This is a genomic window from Streptomyces sp. SM11 (genome assembly GCF_002910905.1).
Classification (GTDB): domain Bacteria; phylum Actinomycetota; class Actinomycetes; order Streptomycetales; family Streptomycetaceae; genus Streptomyces.
Window position 1 is genome coordinate 1 of sequence record NZ_NEUE01000276.1, and the last position, 23,311, is coordinate 23,311.

Here is a 23,311-nt window from a genome sequence, read left to right on the forward strand (position 1 = left end):
TCGTGGTTGTAGTACGCGATGAACGCGTCGAACCACTCGCGGGCGTGGGCCAGCGAGTCGAAGCGTTCGGGGCAGTCGGACATGTACTTCGTGGTCTTGAAGTGGGCCTCGCTGTAGGGGTTGTCGTTGGAGGTCTTCGGCCGCGAGTGTGACCGGGTGACGCCGAGGTCGATCAGCAGCTGCGAGACCTTCTTGGAGGTCATCGAGGTGCCGCGGTCGGCGTGCACGGTCTCGGGCACGATGCCGTTGCGCAGGATGGTCTCCCGGATCAACTCCTGGGCCCGCGCCGATGATTCGGCGGCCTCGACGGTGTGGCCGACGATGTAGCGGCTGAAGATGTCGATGATGACGTAGGCGTGGTACCAGACGCCCTTGACCGGTCCGGCCGCCTTGGTGATGTCCCAGGTGAATACCTGCGAGGGCCCGGTGGCGACCAGTTCGGGCACCGACTTCGCCGGGTGGGTGGCCTGGCGGCGTCGCTCGCCCGTCTGTCCCTTCTCGCGCAGGATCCGGTACATCGTGGAGACGGAGCAGTGGTAGCGCCCGGCATCCAGCTCGCGGGCCCAGATCTGCGCGGGAGGAAGTTCGGCGTGCTCGGCGCTGTTCATCAGCTCCAGTACCGCCGCCCGTTCCTCGGGGGTGAGAGCCGAGGGCTGGACCTGTGGTCTCCTGGGCTTTCGCTCTGGTGGGGGCCGCAGCCGGCGGTAGTGGGTGGCCCGGGAGCGGCCGGTCAGCCAGCATGCGGTGCTGATGCCCAGCACGTCTTCGACACCGGTGAACGCGTCGTCGGCCACCGGGTCGGCGGCAGCGATCAGTCCGCGCCCTCGGAGATCATCTCCAACAGCGCGGAAGCTTTTCCCATAACTTCCAGCGCGGCCTTGCTACGGGCAAGTTCCTTCTCCAGGCGCTCGACCTGGCGGCGCAGCTTCTCGTTCACCGCCTCGGCTGCCGGCTTCTTCGGCCTCGCCGGGCTGATGCGCTTGTCGACCAGCTTCTCCGGGTGACGGCGGGCGCGGCTGCGGTCAGCTCGTCCCAGGACGGGTCGCCGATGTAGTGGACGGCGCGAAGGTCCGGGCAGTCGGCGCGGACCTGGTCGACGAGGGCGCGGTAGTCGCTGGTGCGGTGGGAGAGGGAGGCGACCAGCAGGGAGATGCCGGCCTGATTGAGGACGAACTCCACCTCGTGGGCGCGGTAGGCCGGGTTGATGGTGACCATCACGGCCCCGATCCGGGCCGTGGCGTACTGCACGAGCACCCACTCGGGGCAGTTGACCGCCCAGATTCCGACCCGGTCGCCGTGCGCGGCGACCGCCCGGTCGAGGTTGCGGCCGATGGTGTCGCCGAGCAGCTCGGTGTCGCCGATGCCGTGCGCGTAGGACAGCTTCTCGTGTGCCGGCTCGCTCATTTCAGGTCTCCCTCGTCGAACTCGGTGCCGGTGCCGGTGCCGGTGCCGGTGCCCCGGGCGGTACGTTCGCGGAGCTCGATGCGGCGAATCTTGCCCGAGACGGTCTTGGGCAGGTCCGCGAACTCCAGCCTGCGGATGCGTTTGTACGGGGCGAGGACCGCCCGGGAGTGCTCGAAGAGGATCTTCGCGGTGTCCGGCCCCGGTTCCCAGCCCTCCGCGAGCACGACGTACGCCTTCGGGACGGCGAGGCGGAGCGGGTCGGGGGCGGGCACGACGGCGGCCTCGGCGACCGCCTCGTGCTCCAGCAGGGCGCTCTCCAGCTCGAACGGCGAGATCTTGTAGTCGGAGGCCTTGAACACGTCGTCGGCGCGGCCCACATAGGTGATGTAGCCGTCCGCGTCGCGTGCGCCGATGTCCCCGGTGCGGTAGTAGCCGCCGGCCATCGCCTCGGCGGTGCGGTCCGGGTCGCCGTGGTAGCCGGTCATCAGGCCGACGGGGCGGCCTGCAAGGTCCAGGGAGATCTCCCCCTCGGCCACCCCGGGCAGGCCGGTGACCGGGTCGAGCAGTTCGACGGTGAAGCCGGGGCTCGGGCGGCCCATGGAGCCGGTCTTGAGGAGCTGGCCAGGGGTGTTGGCGACCTGGACGGCGGTCTCCGTCTGGCCGAAGCCGTCCCGGATGGTGACGCCCCACTCCCGCCGGACCGTCTCGATGACCTCCGGGTTCAACGGCTCCCCCGCCGCGACGACCTCGCGGGGCGGGACCTTCAACTGACTCAGGTCCGCCTGGATGAGCATCCGCCAGACGGTGGGCGGGGCGCAGAAACTCGTGATGCCCGAGCGGTCCATCTCGGCCATCAGGCGGCCCGCGTCGAAGCGGGTGTAGTTGAAGATGAAGACGGTGGCCTCGGCGGTCCACGGGGCGAAGAGGTTCGACCAGGCGTGCTTGGCCCAGCCGGGCGAGGAGATGTTCAGATGCACGTCGCCCGGCCTGAGCCCGATCCAGTACATCGTCGACAAGTGGCCCACGGGATAGGACACATGGGTGTGCTCGACCAGCTTGGGGCTGGCGGTGGTACCGGAGGTGAAGTAGAGCATCAGCGGCTCGTCCGCGTCCGTCTCCCGGCCGGGCGTGAACGCGGACGGCGCCTTGGCCACTTCCCCGTACGGCAGCCAGCCCGCCACCTCGTCGCCCACCGCGATCCGGGTGTAGTCCCCGGGGACCTCGTCGAACTTCGCGGTGTCCGCGGCCCGCACGAGCACATGGCGCACCCGGCCGCGCTCCACCCGGTCGCGCAGGTCGACGGGGCCGAGCAGCGGGGTGGCGGGGATGACGACGGCGCGCAGCTTCATCGCGGCGAGGGCGGTCTCCCACAGCTCGACCTGGTTGCCGAGCATCACGAGGATGCGGTCGCCCTCCCGTACGCCCTGCGCCTTCAGCCAGTTGGCGGCCCGGTCGGAGCGTTCGGACATCGCCGCGAAGGACACCTCGGTGCGCCGCCCGTCCTCCTCCACGATGTGCAGCGCGGTGCGGTCGTTGTCCTCGGCGATGACGTCGAACCAGTCCAACGCCCAGTTGAAGTGGTCCGTCCGGGGCCAGCGGAAGCCCGCGTACGCGGTTTCGTAGTCCTCGCGGTGTTCCAGCAGAAAGTCCCGGGCAGCCCGGAACGTCTCGGTCGCGCTGGTTGCCGACATGTGCCCTCCTCATTACGGACCGGTCGCTTAACATCATGTAAACAGTGACCCAGGTCTCACCACCCCCGGACGGGGGTGGCCCTCTCCCCCGTCCGGGGGAGGCGCACGGGCCGGGTGGAAGGGCGTCGGAGTGCCGGAACCGGTCGATGCGGTCGAGCTGCAGTCAGCGCTGTTGAGGCTGCGCCGCACGAGCGGGCTTCCCGTGGTGTTCGGCGGCCTGTTGTCCGACGCCCGCCATGCGCGGATCGCCGAGCTGAACGGGGCGCAGACCAGCGCGCTGCGGGGTCTGGTCGTCTCCGCCTGGAGCGGCCTGGGCGGCAAGGCCATCGCGCTGTCCCGGCCCTGCGCGGTGACGGACTACGCCTCCTCGCGCCACATCAGCCACGAGTACGACGCGGCGGTGGCGGCGGAGGGGCTGCGTTCGGTGGTCGCGGTACCCGTCGTCGTACGGCGTGCGGTGCGGGGCGTGCTGTACGGGGCGCTGCGCACGCCCGTCACACTCGGCGACCGGACGTTCGACGCGGTGGTGGCGGCGGCACGTGATGTGGAGCAGTCCCTCGCGGTACGGGACGAGGTGCGGCAGTTGCTGGCGGCGGGCCGGGAGCAGGTGTGCGATCCGGACACGGCGCCCGGCGCCTGGGAGGATGTGCGCGAGGCCCACCGCGAACTGCGCGCACTGGTCCCGAGGGTCGTCGATCCGGCGCTGCGCGACGAGCTCCTGGCCGTCTGCGGGCGGCTGGCCTCGGCGTCGGGGACCAGGATGCCCGCGGCGCGGGAGGTCCGCCTCGCGCCGCGCGAGGTGGACGTGGTGGCGTGTGTGGCGGCGGGTGCGACGAACGCGGCGGCGGCCGAGCGGCTGGGGCTGCGGCCCGAGACGGTGAAGGGGTATCTGCGCTCCGCGATGCGGAAGTTGGGGGCGCACACGAGGCTGGAGGCGGTGGTGGCGGCCCGCCGGGCGGGGCTGCTGCCCTGAACTGCGATCCGCAGCCCGTGATCCGTGATGTACCCAGTCCGCCTCCTCGGTGGTCTCCGTGCGCTCGTCGCGGGCTGGGCTCCGGAAACCAGGCGTAGGGGCCCGTGCTGATCGACGGAGTCCATCACCGAGGCGGGGCCGGACGGTACGTGCCGCCGCGCAGCTGGATGGTGGTGCCGGGACCGGCGTTCGCGAACGCGTTTTCCAGCTCCGGCGTGGTGGAGACGACGACGGTGCCGGCGGCACGCGCGTCGTCCGGCGTGCTGGTCGGCCAGACGCCCGCGAGGCCTGCGGTCACGGCTACGACCACGGCGGCCTGGAGCGTACGCGTCCTGCGGTGTCGTCCTCTGCCGGTGCTCACGTGAGGTGGTTCCTTCGCTCGGTCGGGGAGTCGTCCGGTGCGGCCGAACGGCTCCTTGTCGCCGCCGAGGCTCAGAAGGTTGCCGCCGGAGGTGTGCCGTCTCCGAAGGGGCGGCCGCCGAGCTGTTCACGCTGGTGCGGGGTGGTCCAGCCGGAGAGGTCGGGGCCGACGGGGACGATGCCGGTCGGGTTGATGCCGGTGTGCACCTGGTAGTAGTGCCGCTTGATGTGGTCGAAGTCGACCGTGTCGCCGAATCCGGGCGTCTGGTAGAGGTCGCGGACGTACGCCCACAGGACGGGGTCCTCGGTCAGCTTCGTACGGTTGCACTTGAAGTGGCCGTGGTAGACGGCGTCGAAGCGGACCAGGGTGGTGAAGAGGCGGATGTCGGCCTCGGTGATGGTGCCGCCGACCAGGTAGCGGCGGTCGGCGAGGCGGGCGGATACCAGGTCGAGGCGGCGGAACAGGGCCGCGTACGCCTCCTCGTACTCCTCCTGGGTGCTGGCGAACCCCGCTCGGTAGACGCCGTTGTTGACGTCCCGGTAGATGCCCTCCATGACCTCGTCGATCTCCGCGCGCAGCGGTTCGGGGTAGAGGTCGGGGGCGCCGGGCCGGTGCAGGGCGGTCCACTCGGTGGCGAGGTCGAGGGTGATCCGCTGGTAGTCGTTGGTGACCAGCTTCCCGCTCGGTACGTCCACGATCGCGGGCACGCTGACGCCGCCGGGATAGTCGCGCTCCCGGGCGTCGTAGGCCTCGCTCAGATGGCGGATGCCGAGCACCGGGTCCTTGCCGCCCGGGTCGAGGGTGAAGCGCCAGCTGCGGTCGTCCTGGATCGGGTCGGCGACGGCGAGAGGGAGCGCGTCCTCCAGGCCGAGGAGCCGCCGGGAGACCAGGGCGCGGCTCGCCCAGGGGCAGGCTCGGCTGACGACGAGCCGGTAACGGCCGGGCTCGACGGGCCAGCCGTCCCGGCCGTCCGCGGTGATCCGGTCGGCGAAGTGGCTCCGGGACCGCTTGAACGGCTTGTGGCCGTAGGAGGTGTTGCCGTCGCTTCCGGCGCCGTCTGCTGTCGTGTCGCTCATGCCGCGCTCCTCGATGCGTCGGTGGATCGGTCCGCGGTACGTCGTCTGCCCCGTCGGTCGGCTCCGACCTCGGCCAGCGCCACGATCAGCGCGGCCAGCACGAAGGCGACGGACACGATGAGCCCGTGGTCGTAGGCGTCGGCCCAGCCGTCCGGGCCGACCCGTGCGAAGAACACCGCGCCGACGGCGGCGATCCCGATCGCGGAGCCCACCCGCTGCCCGGTCTGCAAGGTGCCCCCGGCGCTTCCGGCCCGGTGCACCGGGACCTCCGCGAGGGTCAGTGTCTGGTTCGGGGCGATGACCAGACCGCTGCCGAGACCGGCGAGGAGCAGCGGGGCGGCCATGGCCCAGCCCGCCCTGTCGCCGGGGGCCAGCTGGGCGGCGAGGGCGGTGCCCGCGAGGCCGAGGGCGACCATGACCAGGCCCGCCACCACCAGCGGGCGGCCGAAGCGGCCGACGAGCCGGCCGCCGATGGACGCGGCGGCGCCGGAGCCGAGGGCGAACGGGGTGATGGCGAGTCCGGCCTGGAGGGCGGAGTAGCCCAGGCCGGACTGGAGGTAGAGGGTCGTGACGAAGAAGATCGAGGTGAACCCGGCGAAGTAGAGCAGGATCAGCAGGCAGCCCAGCCAGTAGGACCGCAGCCGGAACAGCGACAGGTCCAGGACGGGGTGGGTGCGTCCGCCCGTGCACCGCGACTCCCAGGCCACGAACGCGATGAGGAGGGCCCCGGCCAGGACGAGCAGGAGCCACTTGGCGTTGCCGGGCCACTGCTGGGCCTGGACGAACGGCAGTAGCAGGGCCAGCATTCCGGCGCCGAGCAGGGCGACGCCCACCGGGTCCAGGTCGCGCGGCCTCACCCGGCCGGCGGAGGGGGTGTCGGGGAGCAGCCGGTGGGCGAGCAGGAGGCAGCCGGCGCCGAGCGGGAGGTTGACGTAGAAGACCCAGCGCCAGCCGTGGTCCGGCCCGGCGGCCTGGATGAGCAGACCGCCGAGCAGCGGGCCCACGGCCGTGGAGATGCCTACGACGGTGCCGAACATGCCGAAGGCCCGGCCGCGCTCGCGCCCGGAGAACATCTGCTGGATCAGGGCGGAGATCTGCGGGGAGATCAGGCCGCCCGCGATGCCCTGCACCAGCCGGGCGGCCACCAGCCACCTGCTGGACTGTGCGGCCCCGCAGGCGGCGGAGGCCAGCGTGAAGAGGGCGAGCCCCACCATGAAGACCACCCGGCGGCCCCGCGCGTCGCCCAGGCGTCCGGCGGGGATGAGGAGGAGGCCGAAGGCGAGGGCGTAGCCGGAGATCACCCACTGGAGGTCGGACTCGGAGGTGTTCAGGCCCTCCCGGATGGAGGGGAGGGCCACATTGACGATGGAGACGTCCAGCAGAGTCATGAAGCCCGCCACCAGGCAGACGGCGAGTGCCCGCCAACGCCGGGGATCGGGGCCGCCGGGGGCGGCGTCGCACCCGGTCGGCCCGGGGTTCGCCGCACTCCGTGCCATGGTTCGCACCTTAGATCGCTCCGGCTGGTTCCTCACGCGGGACGCGTCCGCGCCGGTGGCCCGGATCCGCCGGGCCGGAGCCGGCACGGCGGGTCCGGGGCAGCCGGGAGTACCCGTTGCCGCATGGCTGTGGAGAAGCGGACCGGAGTCGGAAGCGAGGGGCGTGCGGGGGAAAGGCGTCGGCGGGCCCCTCCGCCGCGCGTTGATGGACAGGAGAGTTTCCCAACACCGTGGACGACAATTGGAAGGAACCTTCACTCTCAGGAGCCGCACCGGCCCCCGCATCCCCCACCGCCGCCACCCCGCTCGCCGCCAACGGCCAGCTCTCCGTCTGCGGCCGTCAGCTCTGCAACTCCTCCGGCCGGGCGGTAGCCCTCAACGGGATGAGCACGCACGGCACCCAGTGGTACGCCCAGTGCGTCACCGGCGGCTCGCTCGACGCCCTGGCCCAGGACTGGCGCGCCGACGTGCTGCGCGTCTCCACCTACGTTCAGGAGGGCGGGTACGAGACCGACCAGGCCGGATTCACCGCCCGTGCACAGAAGTTCGTCGACGCGGCGCACGCGCGCGGCATGTACGCGGTGATCGACTGGCACATGCTCTCCCCGGGCGACCCGAACGCGAACCTGTCACGGGCGAAGACCTTCTTCACGGCGATGGCGAAGAAGTACAAGAACCACCCGGGTGTGCTCTACGAGATCGCCAACGAGCCCTCGGGGTGAGCTGGTCGGGCATCAAGTCGTACGCCGAACGGATCATCCCGGTGATCCGCGCCCAGGACCCCGACGCGGTGGTCCTGGTCGGGACGCGCGCCTGGCCCTCGTTCGGGGTGTCCGAGGGCTCCAACGAGTCGGAGGTCGTGAACAACCCCGTCCGCGCCTCGAACATCATGTACACCTTCCACTTCTACGCGGCCTCGCACCGCGAGGAGTACCTGCGCACGCTCGACCGGGCCTCCGACAGACTGCCCGTGTTCGTCACCGAGTTCGGCACGCAGAACTACTCGGGCGAGGGTGCCAACGACTTCAGCATGTCGCAGCGCTACCTCGACCTGATGAAGCGCAAGAAGATCTCCTGGACCAACTGGAACTACTCCGACGACCACCGTTCCGGCGCCGTCTTCAAGACCGGCACCTGCAGCGGGAGCAACTGGACGGGAACCGGGGTCCTGAAGGAGGCCGGGGTCTGGATCCGCGACCGCATCCGCCAGTGATCCCTTCCACGCCGGCCGCCGCCGACCGGACGGGGCGGACTCTGTCGCGACGTGCCCGGTGCTGCCTCTCCCGGACCCACCGGGCACCCGCCCGGGATTCGCGCCAGGGGTTCGCACCCGGGGTACGCGCGGAATTAACCTCCGATACCTTGTCATGTCCGTTCTACGCGCATAGTTTTTGCCCCTACTACTCAGTTGGGGGCACCTCCCGTGCAGATACTCAGATCCGGTTCCGTCCTGCTGACCGGCGCCGTCGCCGTCACGCTCGCGGTGACGGCCCTTCCCGCCGCCCAAGCGGCTCCGTCCGCCACCGCCGTCATCTCCGAGGTGTACGGCGGCGGGGGCAACTCCGGCGCGACACTGACCCGGGACTTCGTCGAGCTGGCCAACGCCGGCTCCGCGCCCTTCGAGGCCGGCGGCCTCAGCGTCCAGTACCTGCCGGGCAGCCCGTCGGCCGGCTCGCGGTGGCAGGTCTCCGAGCTGTCCGGGTCGATCGCGCCCGGCGGCCGCTACCTGGTCGCCCAGGCCATGGGCAACGGCGGAACGGTCGCGCTGCCCACCGCCGACGCCACCGGCACGATCCCCATGGCGGCGGGCAGCGGCACCGTCGCCCTGGTCTCCGGGACGGACCCGCTCACCTGCAAGTCGGCGGCGGACTGTGCGGCGGACACCCGGATCGTCGATCTGGTCGGTTACGGTTCCGCGGTCGTCCGGGAGGGCAGCGGCCCGGTGCCCGGCGCCTCGGCCACCGCGTCCGGTGCGCGGGCCGTCTCGCTCGCCGACACCGACGACAACGCCGCCGATCTCGCCGCGGGAGCCCCGACCCCGGTCAACACGAAGGGCGAGACGTCCGGCGGCGGTCAGGAGCCGGAGGAGCCCGGCCCCACCGAGCCGGGCGACGTACGGATCCACGACATCCAGGGCACCACCCGCCTCTCCCCGCTCGACGGCACGACGGTGGACGGGGTCCCGGGCGTCGTCACCGGCGTACGGAGCAGTGGCTCGCGCGGTTTCTGGATCCAGGACACCGCGCCCGACAACGACCCGCGCACCAGCGAGGGCCTGTTCGTCTACACGGGCTCCGCCGCACCGTCCGTGGCGGTCGGGGACTCCGTCCTGGTCAGTGGCAAGGTCGGCGAGTACCGCCCCGGAACCAGCACCCAGTCGAACACCCAGCTCACCGCGCCCCGCACCACGGTGCTGTCGTCCGGCAACGCGCTGCCCGCCCCGGTGGTCCTGGACTCCCGTTCGGTGCCCGGCCGTTATGTGCCGTCGGCGGACGGCGGGACGATCGACGCGCTGCCCCTGGACCCGTCCCGGTACGCCCTGGACCTGTACGAGGCGCTGGAGGGCTCCCGGGTCGAGATCGCCGACACCCGGGTGACCGGGGCGACGACCGCGTACGACGAGATCTGGGTGACCGTGAAGCCCTGGGAGAACCGCAACCGGCGCGGCGGCACGGTCTACGCCTCGTACGAGGACCAGAACACCGGCCGGCTCAAGGTGATGTCGCTGGACCCGGCGCGTCCGGTGCCGACCGCGAACGTCGGCGACGTGCTGAAGGGCCGCACCACCGGTGTGCTCGACTACGCCTCGTACGGCGGCTACAACGTGCAGGCCACCGAGCTGGGCACGCTCGTCGACAAGAAGCTGCGGCGCGAGGTGACCCGCAAGCAGAAGCGGAACGAGCTCGCCGTGGCCACGTACAACGTGGAGAACCTCGACGCCCTGGACGACCAGGGCAAGTTCGACACCCTGGCCGAGGGCGTCGCGGTCAACCTCTCCTCCCCCGACATCGTCTCGCTGGAGGAGATCCAGGACGACAACGGTCCGGTGAACGACGGCACGACGGGTTCCGAGGCCACGCTGAAGCGGTTCACGGACGCGATCGTCGCGCAGGGCGGGCCGCGCTACGCCTGGCGCTACATCGCCCCCGAGAACAACAAGGACGGCGGTCAGCCCGGCGGCAACATCCGTAACGTCTTCCTGTTCAACCCGAAGCGGGTCTCCTTCACCGACCGGCCGGGTGGCGACGCCACCACGCCGGTGCGGGCCGTGGACACCTGGAGGGGCGTGAAGCTCTCCGCGTCCCCGGGGCGGATCAACCCGACGAGCCCGGCGTGGGACAACAGCCGCAAGCCTCTGGTGGGCGAGTTCGTCTTCCGGGGCAGGCCGGTCTTCGTCATCGGCAACCACTTCGCGTCCAAGGGCGGCGACCAGCCGCTGCACGGCCGCTACCAGGAACCGACACGGTCCTCGGAGGCGGATCGGATCCAGCAGGCCGCCGAGGTCAACGCCTTCACCGCCGACCTGCTGAAGGCGGACAGGTTCGCGCGGGTCATCACGCTCGGGGACATCAACGACTTCGAGTTCTCCCCGACGATGAAGACGCTGACCAAGGGCGGGGTTCTCAGGCCGCTGATCACGACACTGCCCGCCTCGGAGCGGTACAGCTATGTGTACGACGGCAACTCGCAGACGCTGGACCACATCCTGACGAGCCCCGGCATCCGGCGCTTCGACTACGACGTGGTGCACATCAACGCCGAGTTCGCCGACCAGGCGAGCGACCACGACCCGCAGGTGGTGCGGATCAAGGTCAATGGCCGGCACGGTCACGGGCACTGAGACCGTGACACGGTGGGCCGGACCGGGCGTTCAGGTCCGGCCCACTGGGGCGCCAACCTGGCGCGGCAGCGTGAACGCGCCGGCCGCCGGCTCCCGCCCGGTGAAGAACCGGGAGACCAGCGAGGCCACCTCGTCGGCCCGCTCCAGGACCACCCAGTGGTCGGACTCCTCGACCGTCAGGAACCGGCTGCCCTCGATCGTCGCGGCGAACTCCCGCTGGCGCGCGGGCGACGTCACCGTGTCGTGCTCCCCGGCGAAGACCAGCGCCGGTACGCCGGTGAGACCGCCGGAGAAGTCGGGCCGGTCGGCCAGCGCCCGGTAGAGGGAGTCCGCCGCGTGCGGCGAGTGGGTGAGCGCGTGCAGGAAGGAGCGCCGGACATAGCGGCGGGCCAACTCCCTGCGGTGTACCTGACGTTCGGGATCCAGACACATCAGCGCGTCGGCCGCCGTCGCGGCGAACCCCTCGCGGTCCCCGGCGGCCAGCTGCTGCCTGGCCCGCTCCCAGCAGGCGGCCTGGGCGTCGTCGATGTGGACCGGGACGCCGCCGAGGGCCAGGCGCCCCACCCGCTCCCGGTGGCGGCGAGCGAAGCCGAAGGCGATGGCGGTGCCGTAGGAGAAGCCGAAGACGTTGAGCCGGGGGGCGCCGAGGTCGTCGGCGATGCCGAGGACGGCCCGGCGCAGCAGATCGGCACTGGGTCCTGGCGGGAGCGGGTCGGCACTGCCCATGCCGGGCAGGTCGGCGGTGACGACGTCGGATGCCGGCCCCAGGTGGTCGTCCATCTGGGGCCAGCCGAACATGCCCTGGAGCGCACCGCCGAGAATGAGCGCCGGGTCGGTGGCGGGGACCCCGCCGGGGCAGGAGTGTGGCAGGACGCGGTAGCTGTAGCGCACTCCGTCGACCGACAGGGGCCGGATGATCTCCTCGGGCATGTACTCCTGCGTTCCCTTCCGCTCAGGCCCTGGTGAGGACGAGTGCCGCGTTGTGGCCGCCGAAGCCGAGCGAGGTCTTGACGGCGCATTCGAAGGAGGCGCCGCGGGCTTCCTTGGCCACCACGTCGATCGGGATCTGCGGATCGGGTGTGTCCAGGTTGACGGTGGGCGGCACCAGTTGGTGCTGGAGGGCGAGCACGGTGAGCGCGGTCTCGATGCCGCCCGCCGCGCCGAGGGTGTGGCCGGTCATCGCCTTGGTGGAGGTCACCAGGGGGCTCTCGCCGAGGACCCGGCGGAGCATCGTCGCCTCGACCAGGTCGTTGGAGAGCGTCGAGGTGCCGTGCGCGTTGACGTGCCCGACGTCGGCCGCGGCGAGGCCCGCGTCGGCGAGCGCGGTGCGCAGGGCGCGTTCGATGCCGAGCCCCTCGGGGTCCGGGGCGACGGCGGAGTGGGCGTCGCTGGAGGCTCCGTAACCGCTCACGTGGGCGCGGACGGCAGCGCCCCGGGCGCGGGCGTGGTCCGGGTGTTCCAGGACGAGCAGCCCGGCGCCCTCGCCGACGACGAAGCCGTCGCGGTGGGTGTCGAAGGGGCGGCAGGCGGCCGCAGGGTCCTCGCGGCGGGTGGAGACGGCCTTGAGACTGCAGGCGCTGGCGATCAGGAGGCGGGTGCAGGTGGATTCGGCGCCGCCCGCGATGACGATGTCGCAGGCTCCGGAGCGGAGCATCTGGTGGGCGGTGCCGATGGCGACCGTGCCGGAGGAGCATGCGGTGGAGACGGCCTGGCTGGGCCCGTGGACGCCGAGGTCCAGACTGACGCTGCTGGCCGCGCCGTTGACGACGCTGAGCGGGGCGAGCTTCGGGGAGACCCGGCGGGGGCCGCGCCCGGCGAGGGCCGCGTGCTGCTCGTCGTAGAAGGGCAGCCCGCCGTGGGCGGAGCCGATGACGATGCCGACGCGGCCGCTGTCCCAGACCGACGGGTCCAGCCCGGCGTCGGCGACGGCCTCGCGGGCGGCGATGACGGCGAGCTGGGAGAAGCGGTCCATCAGCCGCTGGGCGGCCACTCCGAGGACGACCCCCGGGTCGCAGTCGGTGACGGAGTAGAAGAAGTCGCAGGGCAGGCCGTCCAGTTCGGTCCGGGAGGCGGCGGACGGCATGAGGCCCTCGGTGACACCGTGCCAGGCGGCGTCCGCTCCCGTACCGGCCGCGGTGACCAGGCCGACACCGGTGACGGCGGCGGCGAACGGGGCGAGCGGCGCCCGGCGGTAGTGCGGTGCGGTGGCCGCGCTCATGCGGAGACCTTCCCGTGGACGGCCTGGACGAGGCGGCCGACGGTGTCGCGCGAGGTGAGCGCGACGTCCTCCAGGTCCACGTCCAGCCGGTCCTCGATGAGCAGCCGAAGCTCCTCCAGTGCGAGGGAGTCCAGCCGCAGCCGGTGCAGCGGGACATCCGGGCGGATGGCCCCGGGGTCGGTTCCGAACTTCGCTACCAGCAGGGCGCTGATCTCTTCCGAAGTGCTCATTGGCGCTCCTGGGATCGGTGACGCGGTGACGCCGGCCGCGTGAGGGGAGGTGGGGGTAGGGGTAGGGGTAGGGGTAGGGGCCATCGGGGGACGCCGGCTGCTCCGGAAGGACCCTTTATACGCCTTCGCGGGCGGGTTGCCGGTCCGCGTTCCCCCGTGCGGTGGGAGGGGTGTCCAGGTGTACGAATCCGGGGGCCCGGTGCGTGCAGCCGCAAGGCGGAGGATGGAGGCAACGCGGATGGGGCTGCTCCAGCGAAGCCGAGAGCTTGGGGAAGTTGGTGATTGACGACGACGCGGCGGATGCGCGTGCCGGACCCCGCGAGCCCGGCATGATCCGAACGGCAGGCCCTGAGGTGTGCCCTGTCCCCCGATGGACTACGTGGGGCGGCGCGGCGGGACGGTGCGGCGGGACGGTGCTGATGCACGGGCGGGACGGCGAGGACAGTCCGATCCTGGCGTCCAACTGCGGCTCGGACCGGCCGCCGCTGTGGTATCTGAACCTCCAGGCGAACCCGGAGGTCGAACTCCGGGTGAAGAGCGAGCGGTTCGGGGCGGTCGCGGCGACGCGGCCCGCCGAGGAGAAGGCGCGGGCCCGGCCGGGTCCTGTGGAACCGTTCCCGCGCTACGGGCAGTATCGGGCGGGCACCGGGCGGGGCATCCCGGTCGTCCGGCTGACGCGGTCCTGAGCCGCCGGCGGGGTGGCGGTGGGACGCACCACAAGGGCTCCCACCGGCCGCCGGGAGCCCTTATGGTGCGCCGGTCCGAACCGTAGACTCCGCGATCATGACCATGGAAACGGTTCAGACCGACCCCTCCGCCCTCGGCGGCCCCGCTCTCTTCGACACCATGTCCTCCATGCGCGCCATGCGCCGCCTCAAGCCGGACCCGGTGCCGGACGAGACGGTCGAGCAGCTGATACAGGCTGCCGTCTGGGGACCCAGCGGCGGCAACATGCAGTGTTACGAGTACGTGGTGGTGACCGACCGCCAGGTGATGGCGCGGCTCGCCCCGCTGTGGAGGCGGTGCGTTGACGCGTATCTGGCGACGACCGGGAAGTACGCGCCCGAGGGCATGGACGAGGCGGCGTACGGCCGGATGGTCGCGGCGATCGAGCATCAGCGCGACCACTTCGCCGACACCCCGGTGCTGATCGTGCCGTGCTACCGGTTCCCCGAGCCGCGTCTGGACGAGGAGGGTCTCGCGGCCTCGGCGCGGGCGCTCGGCCCGGCGGGCACGGAGCACATGATGAACACGCAGACGCGGTTCCAGGCGCTGGCCGAGGGCTCCTGCGTCTATCCGGGGGTGCAGAACCTGCTGCTCGCGGCCCGGGGGCTGGGGCTGGCCGCGAACATCACCATCTGGCATCTGATGCTGGAGCAGGAGTGGAAGCGGGAGCTGGGCATCCCGGAGGACATGGCGACGTTCGCCGCCGTTCCGGTGGGGTGGCCCGCGGGGAACTTCGGCCCCGTCCGGCGGCGGCCGGTGGCGGACGTCATCCACCGCGACCGCTGGTAGCGGCCGGCCCCGCGCCCATCGGCTCCGACACTCCTGCCGGGTGACACCCGCCGTCACCCGGCAGGCCCAGGGCGCACCCGGCGGAATGACCAACTCCCCTGTGTTTGCGGGATGTTGTCAACCGCACCACCAGCGCGCCGCGTTGTTGTGCCCTGCCCATGTCGATAGCCTGGCCGGGTTCGGCATCCCTCTGGCCCACCCCGGGCCCGAGGGCTTCTTCTCCCCACAGAGCAGGAGACCCCATGCCTCCACGCATCGCCGCCCGCATCCGGGCCCGCGTCTGCTCCCTGGCCGTCCTCACCGCCACGGCCCTCCTCGCGACCGGACACCCGGCGAGCGCCGACCCGCAGGCGGGCACGGCCGACCCGATGAACCGCGCCTTCGCCGATGCGGCCCGGGAGTACGGCGTACCGCGCGATCTGCTGGCCGCCGTCGGCTACGGCGAGTCCCGGCTGAACGGTCACGGCGGAAAGCCCAGCCAGGCGAACGGCTTCGGCGTGATGCACCTGGCGAGCAACCCCGTCAACCGCTCCCTGGAGAAGGCCTCGGAGCTGACCGGCGAGAGCGCGGCGCGGCTGCGCCGGGACACGACGGCCAACATCCTCGGCGGCGCGGCCGTCCTGCGCGACCACGCCGACGCGCTGGGCCTGGACGCCGCCGAGCGCCGGGACGTCGACTCCTGGTATCCGGCGGTGGCCCGCTACAGCGCCACCGAAGGACCGGCCGCCGTGCTCTACGCGGACGCGGTCTACACGTTCCTCGCGGAGGGCGTGGCCGCGAAGGTGTCCGGCGAGGAGGTGCACGTGCCCTCCCGTCCGGTCGCCCCGGACAAGGGCGGGCCGTCCGCGTCCGACGTCCGCGTCCAGAGCGAGGACTACCCCTCGGCGCGCTGGGTGCCCGCCCACTCCGCCAACTTCGTCACCGGCCGCACGGCGACCGTCGACAAGGTGGTCGTGCATGTCACGCAGGGCTCGTACGCGGGTTCCATCAGCTGGTTCCAGAACCCGGCGTCCGAGGTCAGCGCCCACTATGTGATCCGGTCCTCGGACGGAGAGGTCACCCAGACGGTCCGGGACAAGGACACCGCGTGGCACGCGCGCAGTGCCAACGCCTCGTCCGTCGGCATCGAGCACGAGGGCTTTGTCGACAACCCGGCCTGGTTCACGGACGCGATGTACCGCTCGTCGGCCGCGCTGACCTCCCACCTCAGCGCGAAGTTCAACATCCCGAAGGACCGGGCGCACATCGTCGGCCACGTCGAGGTCCCGGGCAACGACCACACCGACCCGGGCGAGCACTGGGACTGGGACTACTACATGCAGCTGATCGGCGGCGACCCGGGCAGCGGCAGCGACGGCATCACCTTCCCCGCGTACACGACCCAGCAGTCCGGCTCGTCGGGCCCGCAGGTGAGGGCCGTCCAGACACTGCTCACCCAGCAGGGCTACGAGCCGGGCCAGGTGGACGGCCAGTTCGGTCCCGGCACGAAGAGCGCCGCGCAGGCCTTCCAGCGGTCCCGCTCCCTCGACGCCGACGGGATCGTCGGCCCGAAGACCTGGACGGCCCTGCTGTCGGCCGGCACGACCCCGGTGCTGAAACAGGGCAGCTCGGGCGACGCGGTGAAGCGGCTCCAGCGGGCCCTGACGGCGGCGCTCGGCACCACCGTGGGCGTGGACGGCAGCTTCGGCCCGGCCACGGACACGGCGGTCCGCAGCTACCAGACCACCCGCGAGCTGGGCGTCGACGGCACGGTGGGCCCGGCGACGTGGCGGGCGCTGCAGAGCGGGAAGTGAGGGCGGATATGCCCGGCAGCCCGCGGGCCACGTCGTGAACGCTCATGGTCACGTCCAACCGCACCGGCCGGGCGGGGGAATGCGGAGCAGGACCTCAAGAAGGTCTGACATCCGCCGGCCCGGTTCGGGCGGGCGCCCGCGACCCTGCAGGTCAGCAGGTCACTTCAGGCCGAAGGCCCGGGTGATCTCCTGGTCGACGAAGAGCCCGCCGGGGCCCTGCGCGTGCGCCTTGAACGAGACGGAGGCCGCGCCCTTCGACGGGGTGCGGAACCTCGCGGTCCACTCGCCGGTCTTCTTCTTGCGCAGCTCCACCTTGCCCCAGTGCTTGCCGTCGTCATAACTGACCGACAGCGAGGCCTTGTGCGCCTTCACCGCTCCCGGCAGCCATTCCTGGGTACCGGAGGAGAGGCCGATCTCGGTCCACCTGCCTGCCCGGACGTCGCCGGCGAGGTCCGTGTCGATGTCGTAGTCCAGCTGGAGCATCGGGATGCCGGCCTGGTACGGGCCGCCCTCCTCCAGCGCGCCGGAGACGAAACCCCACTCGGAGTGGGTGCGGGTCGACGTCTTCCAGGTCTTCGCGTCCCGCTGCGAGTCGATGACCAGGCGGTAGGGCAGCCTCTCGGTGGCGAGGTCGCCGATGTAGCCCGCCCGGCCCGGGCCCTTCCTGAGCTCCTTGTCGCCCTGGTAGAAGGCGTAGGAGGTGGTGTCGTACTCGTTCTCGGGCATCGAGCCGGAGTGGCCCGCGCCCCCGTCCGTCCACGGGGTGATGTTGAACTGGAGGTCGTCGTACGTCGTGCGGAACGGTCCCCAGTAGCCGGTGCCGAGTCGGGGGCGGGTCACCGGGGCGAACCAATCGGCCCGGTAGTCCTTGCCCGCCCGGTAGTCCAGCTCGGCGCTGCGCATCTCGTGCGCCCGGTCGGACCGCTCCGCGTTGAGCACCGAGTGGTTCTCGTACCAGAACGAGTCGCCCGGCAGCGGGTTGACCCACTCGGTGCGGACGTCCGGGAACTGCTCGTACTCCTCGAAGCCGAGGCCGGGGCCGTAGTCCGGGATGTCGTAGCGGTTGCCGGCGCCGAGCGTCCTCTTCTGGCCGTAGAAGGTGTTCTCCACCTTCGCGAGCTGACGGGTCGAGGGGGCGAAGGCCAGCGAGCGGTCCGGGATCGCGCCGTCGTGGCGGTCCACCAGGTCGTACAGGTAGTCCGCGAACTTCTTCTGGTCGACCCGGATCTTCTTGCCGCGCTGCGCCGCTCTGATCAGCGTCTCGCCCGCGGAGCTCCGCACGGAGGCGACCGGGATGGTGGTCTGCTCCCCGTACGGGGTGTAGCTCTACATCGCCACGCCGCGCTCGTCGTTGACGACGAACAGGGCCTTGGCGCCGGCGGCCAGCGCGGCCGCGAGGCGTTCGGCGGGAGTGACGTCGGCGCTGCGGGTGATGACGACCGCCTTGCCCCGCGCCTTCAGGACCTGGTAGTCCGTCGGGGTGCCCTTGCCCGCGTACACCGCGTTCAGCTTCCGCCGGCTGTCCGCGGCGACCGCCGCGCCTCCCTGGACGAAGACCGGCACGTCACGTCCGCTGGCCTCGACGTCGATCAGCTCCTCGCCCTGCCGCCAGCGGGTCAGGAAGCTGAAGCTGCCCTGGGTGACCTTCTTGGTGGGACTGGCCCACAACTGGTCGTACGTCAGGGGGATCTGGAACGCGTCGCGCTGGACGGTGCCGTCCGGGGAGGTCCGCGCCATGTCGTAGCGGAGCTGGCGGGTCTCCGTCTCCTTCGGGGTGCGCACACTGACCTTGCGGGCCTCGTAGGCGTCGAGGGTGACGGTGGTGGACCCGGTGAGGATCGTCTCGGGTGCCGCGAGGAACGCGACGGCCTTGGAGTCGGGGCGGTCGCCGTCGATGTCCACGGAGGCCCAGGCGGTGTAGTTGCCGGGCGGCAGGCGCAGGGTGGTCTCGCCACCGCTGACCTGGACGAGGCCGAGCCGCGGGTCGCCCAGCTCGGCGAGGACGACCAGGCCGCCCATCGGCCTGCCCGACCGGTCGCGGAGCTTCAGCGTCAGATCGTGCAGCTCCTTCTCCTTGGTGAGCGCGAAGCCGGTGTGCGCGACGGTGGCTCCCGCGGCGTCGGTGGCGAGGACCTGGCCGGAGAAAGTGGTGTCGTTGGCGACCTTCGCCGGGTCGAGGGAAACGACCGCTTCGGCCGTACCGCCGGCCGGGACGGTCAGCGTGTCCGTGGAGAGCGTGTAGGCCGCCTCGTCCGTGTCGGTGGCCAGGTCCAGGGTGATGTCCGTGTCACCCGCGTTGCGGTAGGTGATGGTGCGCTCGGCGACCTCGTCGGACGGGCTGTGCGGCCAGTCGTAGGAGGCCACCGGGACCGAGCCGGTGGCCTCGATCGTCGTGCCGATGGCCGCCTTCACGTCGAGCCGGCCGGTCCCCTGCTCGTACGGGGTGTACGCGTCGAGCTGCTTGGAGGAGGTCATCAGCGCGTCCTTGATGCGCTGACCGGTCCAGTCGGGGTGACGCTGTTTCAGGATGGCGGCCGGGCCCGCGACGTGGGGCGTGGCCATCGACGTACCGGACATCGACCGGTACATGCCCTCGGTGCCGGGGACGGACTGCGAGGCGGCGGCGCTGATGTCGACGCCGGGGGCCGACAGGTCGGGCTTCAGGCCGTGGGAGCGGACGAGCGGGCCCATGGAGGAGAAGTCGGCGCGGGCGTCCCGCTTGTCGACGGCGGCGATGGTGAGCGCCTGCTCCGCCGAGCCGGGCGAGCCGATCGTGCCCGCCCCGTACGCGTTGCCGGCCGCTATCACGAACAGCGGACCGCCGTCCGCCGAGAGGGAGTTCACCGCCTGGGACATCGGGTCGGTGCCGTCGTCGGGCACCGGGGAGCCGAGGCTCATGGAGACGATGTCGGCCCCTTCGGCCTTCGCCCACTCCATGGCCTCGATGATCCCGGAGTCCGCGCCGGAGCCCGCGTCGCTGAGGACCTTGCCGACGAGCAGGTCGGCGGCCGGGGCGACGCCCTTGTCGGCACCGTCGGACGCGGCGCCGGATCCGGCGATGGTGGAGGCGACGTGCGTGCGTGGCCGTGCTTGTCGTCGACCTCCTCGCCCGGAACGAAGCTGCGGGAGCCGACGAGCCGGTCCTTGACGTCCGGGTGGTCGGCGTCGATGCCGGTGTCCAGGACGGCCACATTGGCGCCCTTGCCGTTGAAGCCGTCGGCCCACGCCTGCGGGGCGCCCACCTGCGGTACCGAATCGGTCAGCAGCGCTTCGGAACGCCCGTCCAGCCACAGCTTCGCGATCCCGCTGTCGAGTGAACGGGCTCTCGGCTTGCGGGTGATGGCGCTCCAGAACGTCCGCGCGTCGTCCTTGTCGGCCGTGAGCGCGGCCCCGTGGACGGATTCGAGGGTGCGGACCTTCTTCGCGCCGCGCGGGGCGGCGGGCAGGGCCTTGGCCTTGGCGTCGCCCTTGGCCGCCGGGTAGGTGGCGATGAGCGGGATGGCGCCGGTGCCCTCGTCGTCGTATCCCATGCGCACCAGGGCCGAGACGTTGAACAGCCGCCAGTCCAGGGTGCCCGCCGCGATCAGTGTGGTGGCCTCGTCGGGCAGGACGTACACGTCCTCGCCCGCCTGTTGGATGTGGACGCCGCCGTGCGCGCCGTCGGGGCGGTCCACGGTGACGGTGTCCTGGTCGCCGGGGCCGTCCGCGTACCGCACGACATCACCGGTGACCAGGGTGACGGTGTGGCTCTCGGTGCGTATGCCGGAGCGCGGGGCGGCGTCGGTGCCCGGTGCGGGGGCGGCGCCGGCGGCGCCCGCGAAGGGGACCAGCATGCCGCCCATGAGGGCCGCCGAGGTCGCCAGGAGCAGGGCTCTGCGTCCTGGGCGGGCGGATCTCGCCCGGCCGGGAACGGAGGAGGGGAAGAAGTCATGCAGCTGATCTACCGGTAAATCCGGGGCGACCGCTGCGTTCCGGGCGGGCGGGAAACCGCCGTGGCGGTTACCCGCCCGGCGCGGACGGGTCTTTCAGGCCACCTCAGGCCACCGAAGCGAGCTGCTGTCCGCTGCTGTCGTGGTGGATGGGGGTGTGCGCCCCGGTGAGCGGTACGCCGCTGCCGCCGCGCCGGACCGCGACGATCTCGGCGGCGATGGACAGGGCCGTCTCCTCCGGCGTACGGGCGCCGAGGTCGAGGCCGATCGGCGAGTGCAGCCGGGCCAGTTCACGGTCGGTGAGACCGGCCTCGCGCAGCCGCTCGTCGCGCTCCAGGTGGGTGCGGCGCGAGCCCATCGCGCCGACGTAGGCGACCGGAAGGCGCAGGGCGGCCTCCAGCAGCGGTATGTCGAACTTGGCGTCGTGTGTGAGGACGCACAGCACCGTACGCGCGTCGGTCGTGGCCCCGGCGAGGTAGCGGTGGGGCCAGTCGACGACGATCTCGTCGGCCTCGGGGAAGCGTGCCGCAGTGGCGAAAACCGGTCGGGCGTCGCAGACGGTGACCCGGTAGCCGAGGAACTTCCCGGCCCGGACCAACGCTGCGGCGAAGTCGATGGCTCCGAACACGACCATGCGGGGCGGCGGAACGCTGGACTCGACCAGCAGCTCGACGGGCCGGCCGCAGCGGGAGCCCTCCGCGCCGATGGCGAGCGGTCCGGTGCGGCCCGCGTCCAGCAGGGCGCGGGTCTCGGCGGCGGCGGTCCGGTCCAGCGCCGGGTGGCCGCCGAGCCCGCCCTCGTAACTGCCGTCGGCGCGGACCAGGAGCGGGAGGCCGAGCAGTTCGCCGGGTCCGTCCGTGATCCGTGCCAGCGCGGCCGCCGCCCCCTCCGCGGCGGCCGCGAGCGCTGCGGCGAACACCGGGCGGGCGGGATCGTCCACCCGTACCGGCGTCACCAGGATGTCGATGACGCCGCCGCAGGTCAGGCCGACCGCGAAGGCGTCCTCGTCGCTGTAGCCGAAACGCTCGCGGACGGACTTCCCGTCCGTGAGGGCCTGTTGGCACAGTTCGTAGACCGCCCCCTCCACGCATCCGCCGGACACCGACCCGATGGCCGTGCCCTCGCGGTCGACCGCGAGGGCGGCACCAGGCTGCCGGGGCGCGCTGCCGCCGACCGCCACCACGGTGGCGACGGCGAACTCGCGTCCCTGCGAGACCCACCGGTGCAGCTCCTCGGCGATGTCCAGCATGGCGTATCTCCTTAGGCGTGAAGGGGGCTCGGGCGTCAGTGGACGCCCAGCCAGCTCTCGATCGGGTTGAGGGCGAAGAAGACGATGAAGATCACGGTCAGCCCCCACATGAAGGCCCCGACCTCGCGGGCCCGGCCCTGGGCGAGCTTGATGGCGCTGTACGCGATGACACCCGCGGCGACACCGGTGGTGATGGTGTACGTGAAGGGCATCAGGACCACGGTCAGGAAGACCGGGATGGCGACCGAGCGGTCGCCCCAGTCCACGTGCCGGGCGTTCTGCATCATCATCGCGCCGATGACGACGAGGGCGGCGGAGGCCACCTCGGTCGGGACGATCGCGGTGAGCGGGGTGAAGAAGAGGCAGGCGGCGAAGAACAGGCCGGTGATGACGGAGGCGAACCCGGTCCGGGCTCCTTCGCCGACTCCGGTGGCCGATTCGACGAAGACCGTCTGACCGGAGCCCGAGGCGACACCGCCGATGACGCCGCCGGCGCCGTCGACGAACAGGGCCTTGGACAGGCCCGGCATGCGGCCCTTCTCGTCGGCGAGCTTGGCCTCGGTGCCGACACCGATGATGGTGGCCATCGCGTCGAAGAAGCCGGCCAGCACCAGGGTGAAGACGATCATGCCGACGGTCATCACGCCGACGTCGCCCCAGCCGCCGAACTCGACGTTCCCGAAGAGCGAGAAGTCGGGCATGGCGACCGCGCTGCCCTCCAGGGCGGGCGGGCCGCTGCTCCATGTCTTGGGGTCGATGTCGACGATCGCGTTGATGGCGATCGCGACCAGGGTGCCGACGATGATGCCGATCAGGATCGCGCCGGGGATGTTGCGCGCCTGGAGCATGAAGATGAGGAGCAGGGTCACGCAGAAGATCAGGACGGGCCAGCCGGCCAGTTCACCGGCCGGGCCGAGGGAGACGGGGGTCGCCACGCCCTGGTGGACGAATCCGGCCTTGAAGAGGCCGATGAAGGCGATGAAGAGCCCGATGCCCATGGTGATGCCGTGCTTGAGCGCGAGCGGAATCGCGTTCATGATCATCTCGCGGAGACCGGTGACCACCAGGAGGCAGATCACCACACCGTAGATCACGCACATGCCCATGGCCTGCGGCCAGGTCATGCTGGGCGCGACCTGCGAGGCGAGCACACCGGAGACGCTGAGTCCGGCGGCGAGCGCCAGGGGCACCTTGCCGACGAAGCCCATGAGCAGGGTCGTCGCGGCCGCCGCGAAGGCGGTCGCGGTGATCAGGCCGCTCTGGCTGAGGAGGTCTTCGTTGACGTCCTTCCCGCCGAGGATCAGCGGGTTGAGCAGAAGGATGTACGCCATGGCCATGAAGGTCGTGACGCCGCCGCGCACTTCGCGCGCGACCGTGGAGCCTCGTTCGGATATGTGGAAGTAACGGTCGAGCCATGATCTTCCGGCGGGGACGCGCGAGCCGGGGCCCGCGGCCTCCGGACTGGTCTTCGGTTCCACTGACTGCTGGGTCATGATGCCTGACTCCCAAGGTTCACAGGGGCACCCGCTTGGAGA

General features: G+C 71.6%; 15 protein-coding genes and 4 pseudogenes. 6 read left to right on the top strand and 13 right to left on the bottom strand.

What is annotated here, in order from left to right; translation table 11 throughout:
• From B9S58_RS29925 to B9S58_RS29935, 4 genes and pseudogenes are all read right to left on the bottom strand, one after another.
• A partial coding sequence (locus B9S58_RS29925) for a DDE-type integrase/transposase/recombinase (RefSeq protein WP_103535082.1) occupies window positions 1-794 on the bottom strand: 794 nt, incomplete at its 3' end.
• Between the two features lie 17 nt (window positions 795-811).
• Window positions 812-937 (bottom strand): hypothetical protein, encoded by a 126-nt coding sequence (locus B9S58_RS39610; RefSeq protein WP_258045133.1) that lies wholly within the window; start codon window positions 935-937, stop codon window positions 812-814.
• A gap of 62 nt (window positions 938-999) precedes the next feature.
• Window positions 1,000-1,404, bottom strand: a pseudogene (locus B9S58_RS29930) (AMP-binding protein); the annotation flags it as partial.
• On the bottom strand, window positions 1,401-3,095 hold the full coding sequence (locus B9S58_RS29935; protein ID WP_103535083.1) for an AMP-binding protein: 1,695 nt from the start codon (window positions 3,093-3,095) through the stop codon (window positions 1,401-1,403). The gene B9S58_RS29935 and the pseudogene B9S58_RS29930, both read right to left, overlap by 4 nt.
• 130 nt (window positions 3,096-3,225) lie before the next feature.
• On the opposite strand from B9S58_RS29935, the gene B9S58_RS29940 reads away from it, so the two are divergent.
• Complete coding sequence (locus tag B9S58_RS29940) at window positions 3,226-4,068, top strand: response regulator transcription factor (protein ID WP_103535084.1); 843 nt, start codon at window positions 3,226-3,228, stop codon at window positions 4,066-4,068.
• A 124-nt stretch (window positions 4,069-4,192) separates the two neighbouring features.
• Here the strand turns inward: B9S58_RS29940 and B9S58_RS29945 are convergent, their stop codons facing one another.
• The 3 genes from B9S58_RS29945 to B9S58_RS29955 all read right to left on the bottom strand — a co-directional run bounded on the left by B9S58_RS29945 (window position 4,193) and on the right by B9S58_RS29955 (window position 7,001).
• Window positions 4,193-4,429 (bottom strand): hypothetical protein, encoded by a 237-nt coding sequence (locus B9S58_RS29945; protein WP_258045134.1) that lies wholly within the window; start codon window positions 4,427-4,429, stop codon window positions 4,193-4,195.
• 71 nt (window positions 4,430-4,500) lie between these two features.
• A complete protein-coding gene (locus tag B9S58_RS29950; protein WP_103535085.1) occupies window positions 4,501-5,505 on the bottom strand; it encodes a glutathione S-transferase family protein in 1,005 nt (334 codons plus the stop codon).
• A complete protein-coding gene (locus B9S58_RS29955) occupies window positions 5,502-7,001 on the bottom strand; it encodes an MFS transporter (RefSeq protein WP_103535086.1) in 1,500 nt (499 codons plus the stop codon). The genes B9S58_RS29950 and B9S58_RS29955 overlap by 4 nt, the downstream gene beginning before the upstream one ends.
• Before the next feature lie 230 nt (window positions 7,002-7,231).
• Between B9S58_RS29955 and B9S58_RS29960 the strand changes: the two are divergent.
• Both B9S58_RS29960 and B9S58_RS29965 read left to right on the top strand, forming a co-directional pair.
• Window positions 7,232-8,214 (top strand): annotated as a pseudogene (locus tag B9S58_RS29960) (glycoside hydrolase family 5 protein).
• A gap of 210 nt (window positions 8,215-8,424) precedes the next feature.
• Window positions 8,425-10,842, top strand: coding sequence for an endonuclease/exonuclease/phosphatase family protein (locus B9S58_RS29965; RefSeq protein ID WP_103535087.1), 2,418 nt, complete (start codon window positions 8,425-8,427; stop codon window positions 10,840-10,842).
• Window positions 10,843-10,872: 30 nt separating this feature from the next.
• Here B9S58_RS29965 and B9S58_RS29970 read toward each other — a convergent pair whose 3' ends face one another.
• From B9S58_RS29970 to B9S58_RS29980, 3 genes are read right to left on the bottom strand one after another with little or no spacing between them, the layout of a single operon-like run.
• Window positions 10,873-11,772 (bottom strand): alpha/beta fold hydrolase, encoded by a 900-nt coding sequence (locus B9S58_RS29970; protein WP_103535088.1) that lies wholly within the window; start codon window positions 11,770-11,772, stop codon window positions 10,873-10,875.
• A 22-nt stretch (window positions 11,773-11,794) separates the two neighbouring features.
• On the bottom strand, window positions 11,795-13,060 hold the full coding sequence (locus B9S58_RS29975; RefSeq protein ID WP_103535089.1) for a beta-ketoacyl synthase: 1,266 nt from the start codon (window positions 13,058-13,060) through the stop codon (window positions 11,795-11,797).
• On the bottom strand, window positions 13,057-13,290 hold the full coding sequence (locus B9S58_RS29980; RefSeq protein ID WP_103535090.1) for an acyl carrier protein: 234 nt from the start codon (window positions 13,288-13,290) through the stop codon (window positions 13,057-13,059). The genes B9S58_RS29975 and B9S58_RS29980 overlap by 4 nt, the downstream gene beginning before the upstream one ends.
• A gap of 352 nt (window positions 13,291-13,642) precedes the next feature.
• On the opposite strand from B9S58_RS29980, the pseudogene B9S58_RS29985 reads away from it, so the two are divergent.
• The 3 genes and pseudogenes from B9S58_RS29985 to B9S58_RS29995 form a co-directional block, all read left to right on the top strand.
• Window positions 13,643-13,976, top strand: a pseudogene (locus B9S58_RS29985) (nitroreductase/quinone reductase family protein); the annotation flags it as partial.
• 97 nt (window positions 13,977-14,073) lie between these two features.
• Entirely contained in the window at window positions 14,074-14,805 is a 732-nt protein-coding gene (locus B9S58_RS29990; protein WP_103535091.1) for a nitroreductase family protein, read from the top strand.
• A gap of 242 nt (window positions 14,806-15,047) precedes the next feature.
• Window positions 15,048-16,598 (top strand): peptidoglycan-binding protein, encoded by a 1,551-nt coding sequence (locus tag B9S58_RS29995; protein WP_103535092.1) that lies wholly within the window; start codon window positions 15,048-15,050, stop codon window positions 16,596-16,598.
• 159 nt (window positions 16,599-16,757) lie between these two features.
• Here the strand turns inward: B9S58_RS29995 and B9S58_RS30000 are convergent.
• From B9S58_RS30000 to B9S58_RS30010, 3 genes and pseudogenes are all read right to left on the bottom strand, one after another.
• Window positions 16,758-20,431 (bottom strand): annotated as a pseudogene (locus tag B9S58_RS30000) (S8 family serine peptidase).
• A gap of 202 nt (window positions 20,432-20,633) precedes the next feature.
• On the bottom strand, window positions 20,634-21,776 hold the full coding sequence (locus B9S58_RS30005) for an XdhC family protein (protein ID WP_103535093.1): 1,143 nt from the start codon (window positions 21,774-21,776) through the stop codon (window positions 20,634-20,636).
• Window positions 21,777-21,811: 35 nt separating this feature from the next.
• The gene (locus B9S58_RS30010) at window positions 21,812-23,269 is read right to left on the bottom strand and encodes an NCS2 family permease (protein WP_103535094.1); all 1,458 of its coding nucleotides are present in this window, start codon (window positions 23,267-23,269) and stop codon (window positions 21,812-21,814) included.
• Window positions 23,270-23,311: the final 42 nt, after the last annotated feature.

Excerpts from the sequence above, each read along its gene's own strand:
- B9S58_RS29935 (WP_103535083.1), bottom strand. The coding sequence starts at position 3,095 with ATGTCGGCAACCAGCGCGACCGAGACGTTCCGGGCTGCCCGGGACTTT.
- B9S58_RS29970 (WP_103535088.1), bottom strand. The coding sequence starts at position 11,772 with ATGCCCGAGGAGATCATCCGGCCCCTGTCGGTCGACGGAGTGCGCTAC.
- B9S58_RS30005 (WP_103535093.1), bottom strand. The coding sequence starts at position 21,776 with ATGCTGGACATCGCCGAGGAGCTGCACCGGTGGGTCTCGCAGGGACGC.
- B9S58_RS29995 (WP_103535092.1), top strand. The coding sequence starts at position 15,048 with ATGCCTCCACGCATCGCCGCCCGCATCCGGGCCCGCGTCTGCTCCCTG.
- B9S58_RS29950 (WP_103535085.1), bottom strand. The coding sequence starts at position 5,505 with ATGAGCGACACGACAGCAGACGGCGCCGGAAGCGACGGCAACACCTCC.
- B9S58_RS29980 (WP_103535090.1), bottom strand. The coding sequence starts at position 13,290 with ATGAGCACTTCGGAAGAGATCAGCGCCCTGCTGGTAGCGAAGTTCGGA.
- B9S58_RS29975 (WP_103535089.1), bottom strand. The coding sequence starts at position 13,060 with ATGAGCGCGGCCACCGCACCGCACTACCGCCGGGCGCCGCTCGCCCCG.
- B9S58_RS30010 (WP_103535094.1), bottom strand. The coding sequence starts at position 23,269 with ATGACCCAGCAGTCAGTGGAACCGAAGACCAGTCCGGAGGCCGCGGGC.
- B9S58_RS29955 (WP_103535086.1), bottom strand. The coding sequence starts at position 7,001 with ATGGCACGGAGTGCGGCGAACCCCGGGCCGACCGGGTGCGACGCCGCC.
- B9S58_RS29990 (WP_103535091.1), top strand. The coding sequence starts at position 14,074 with ATGACCATGGAAACGGTTCAGACCGACCCCTCCGCCCTCGGCGGCCCC.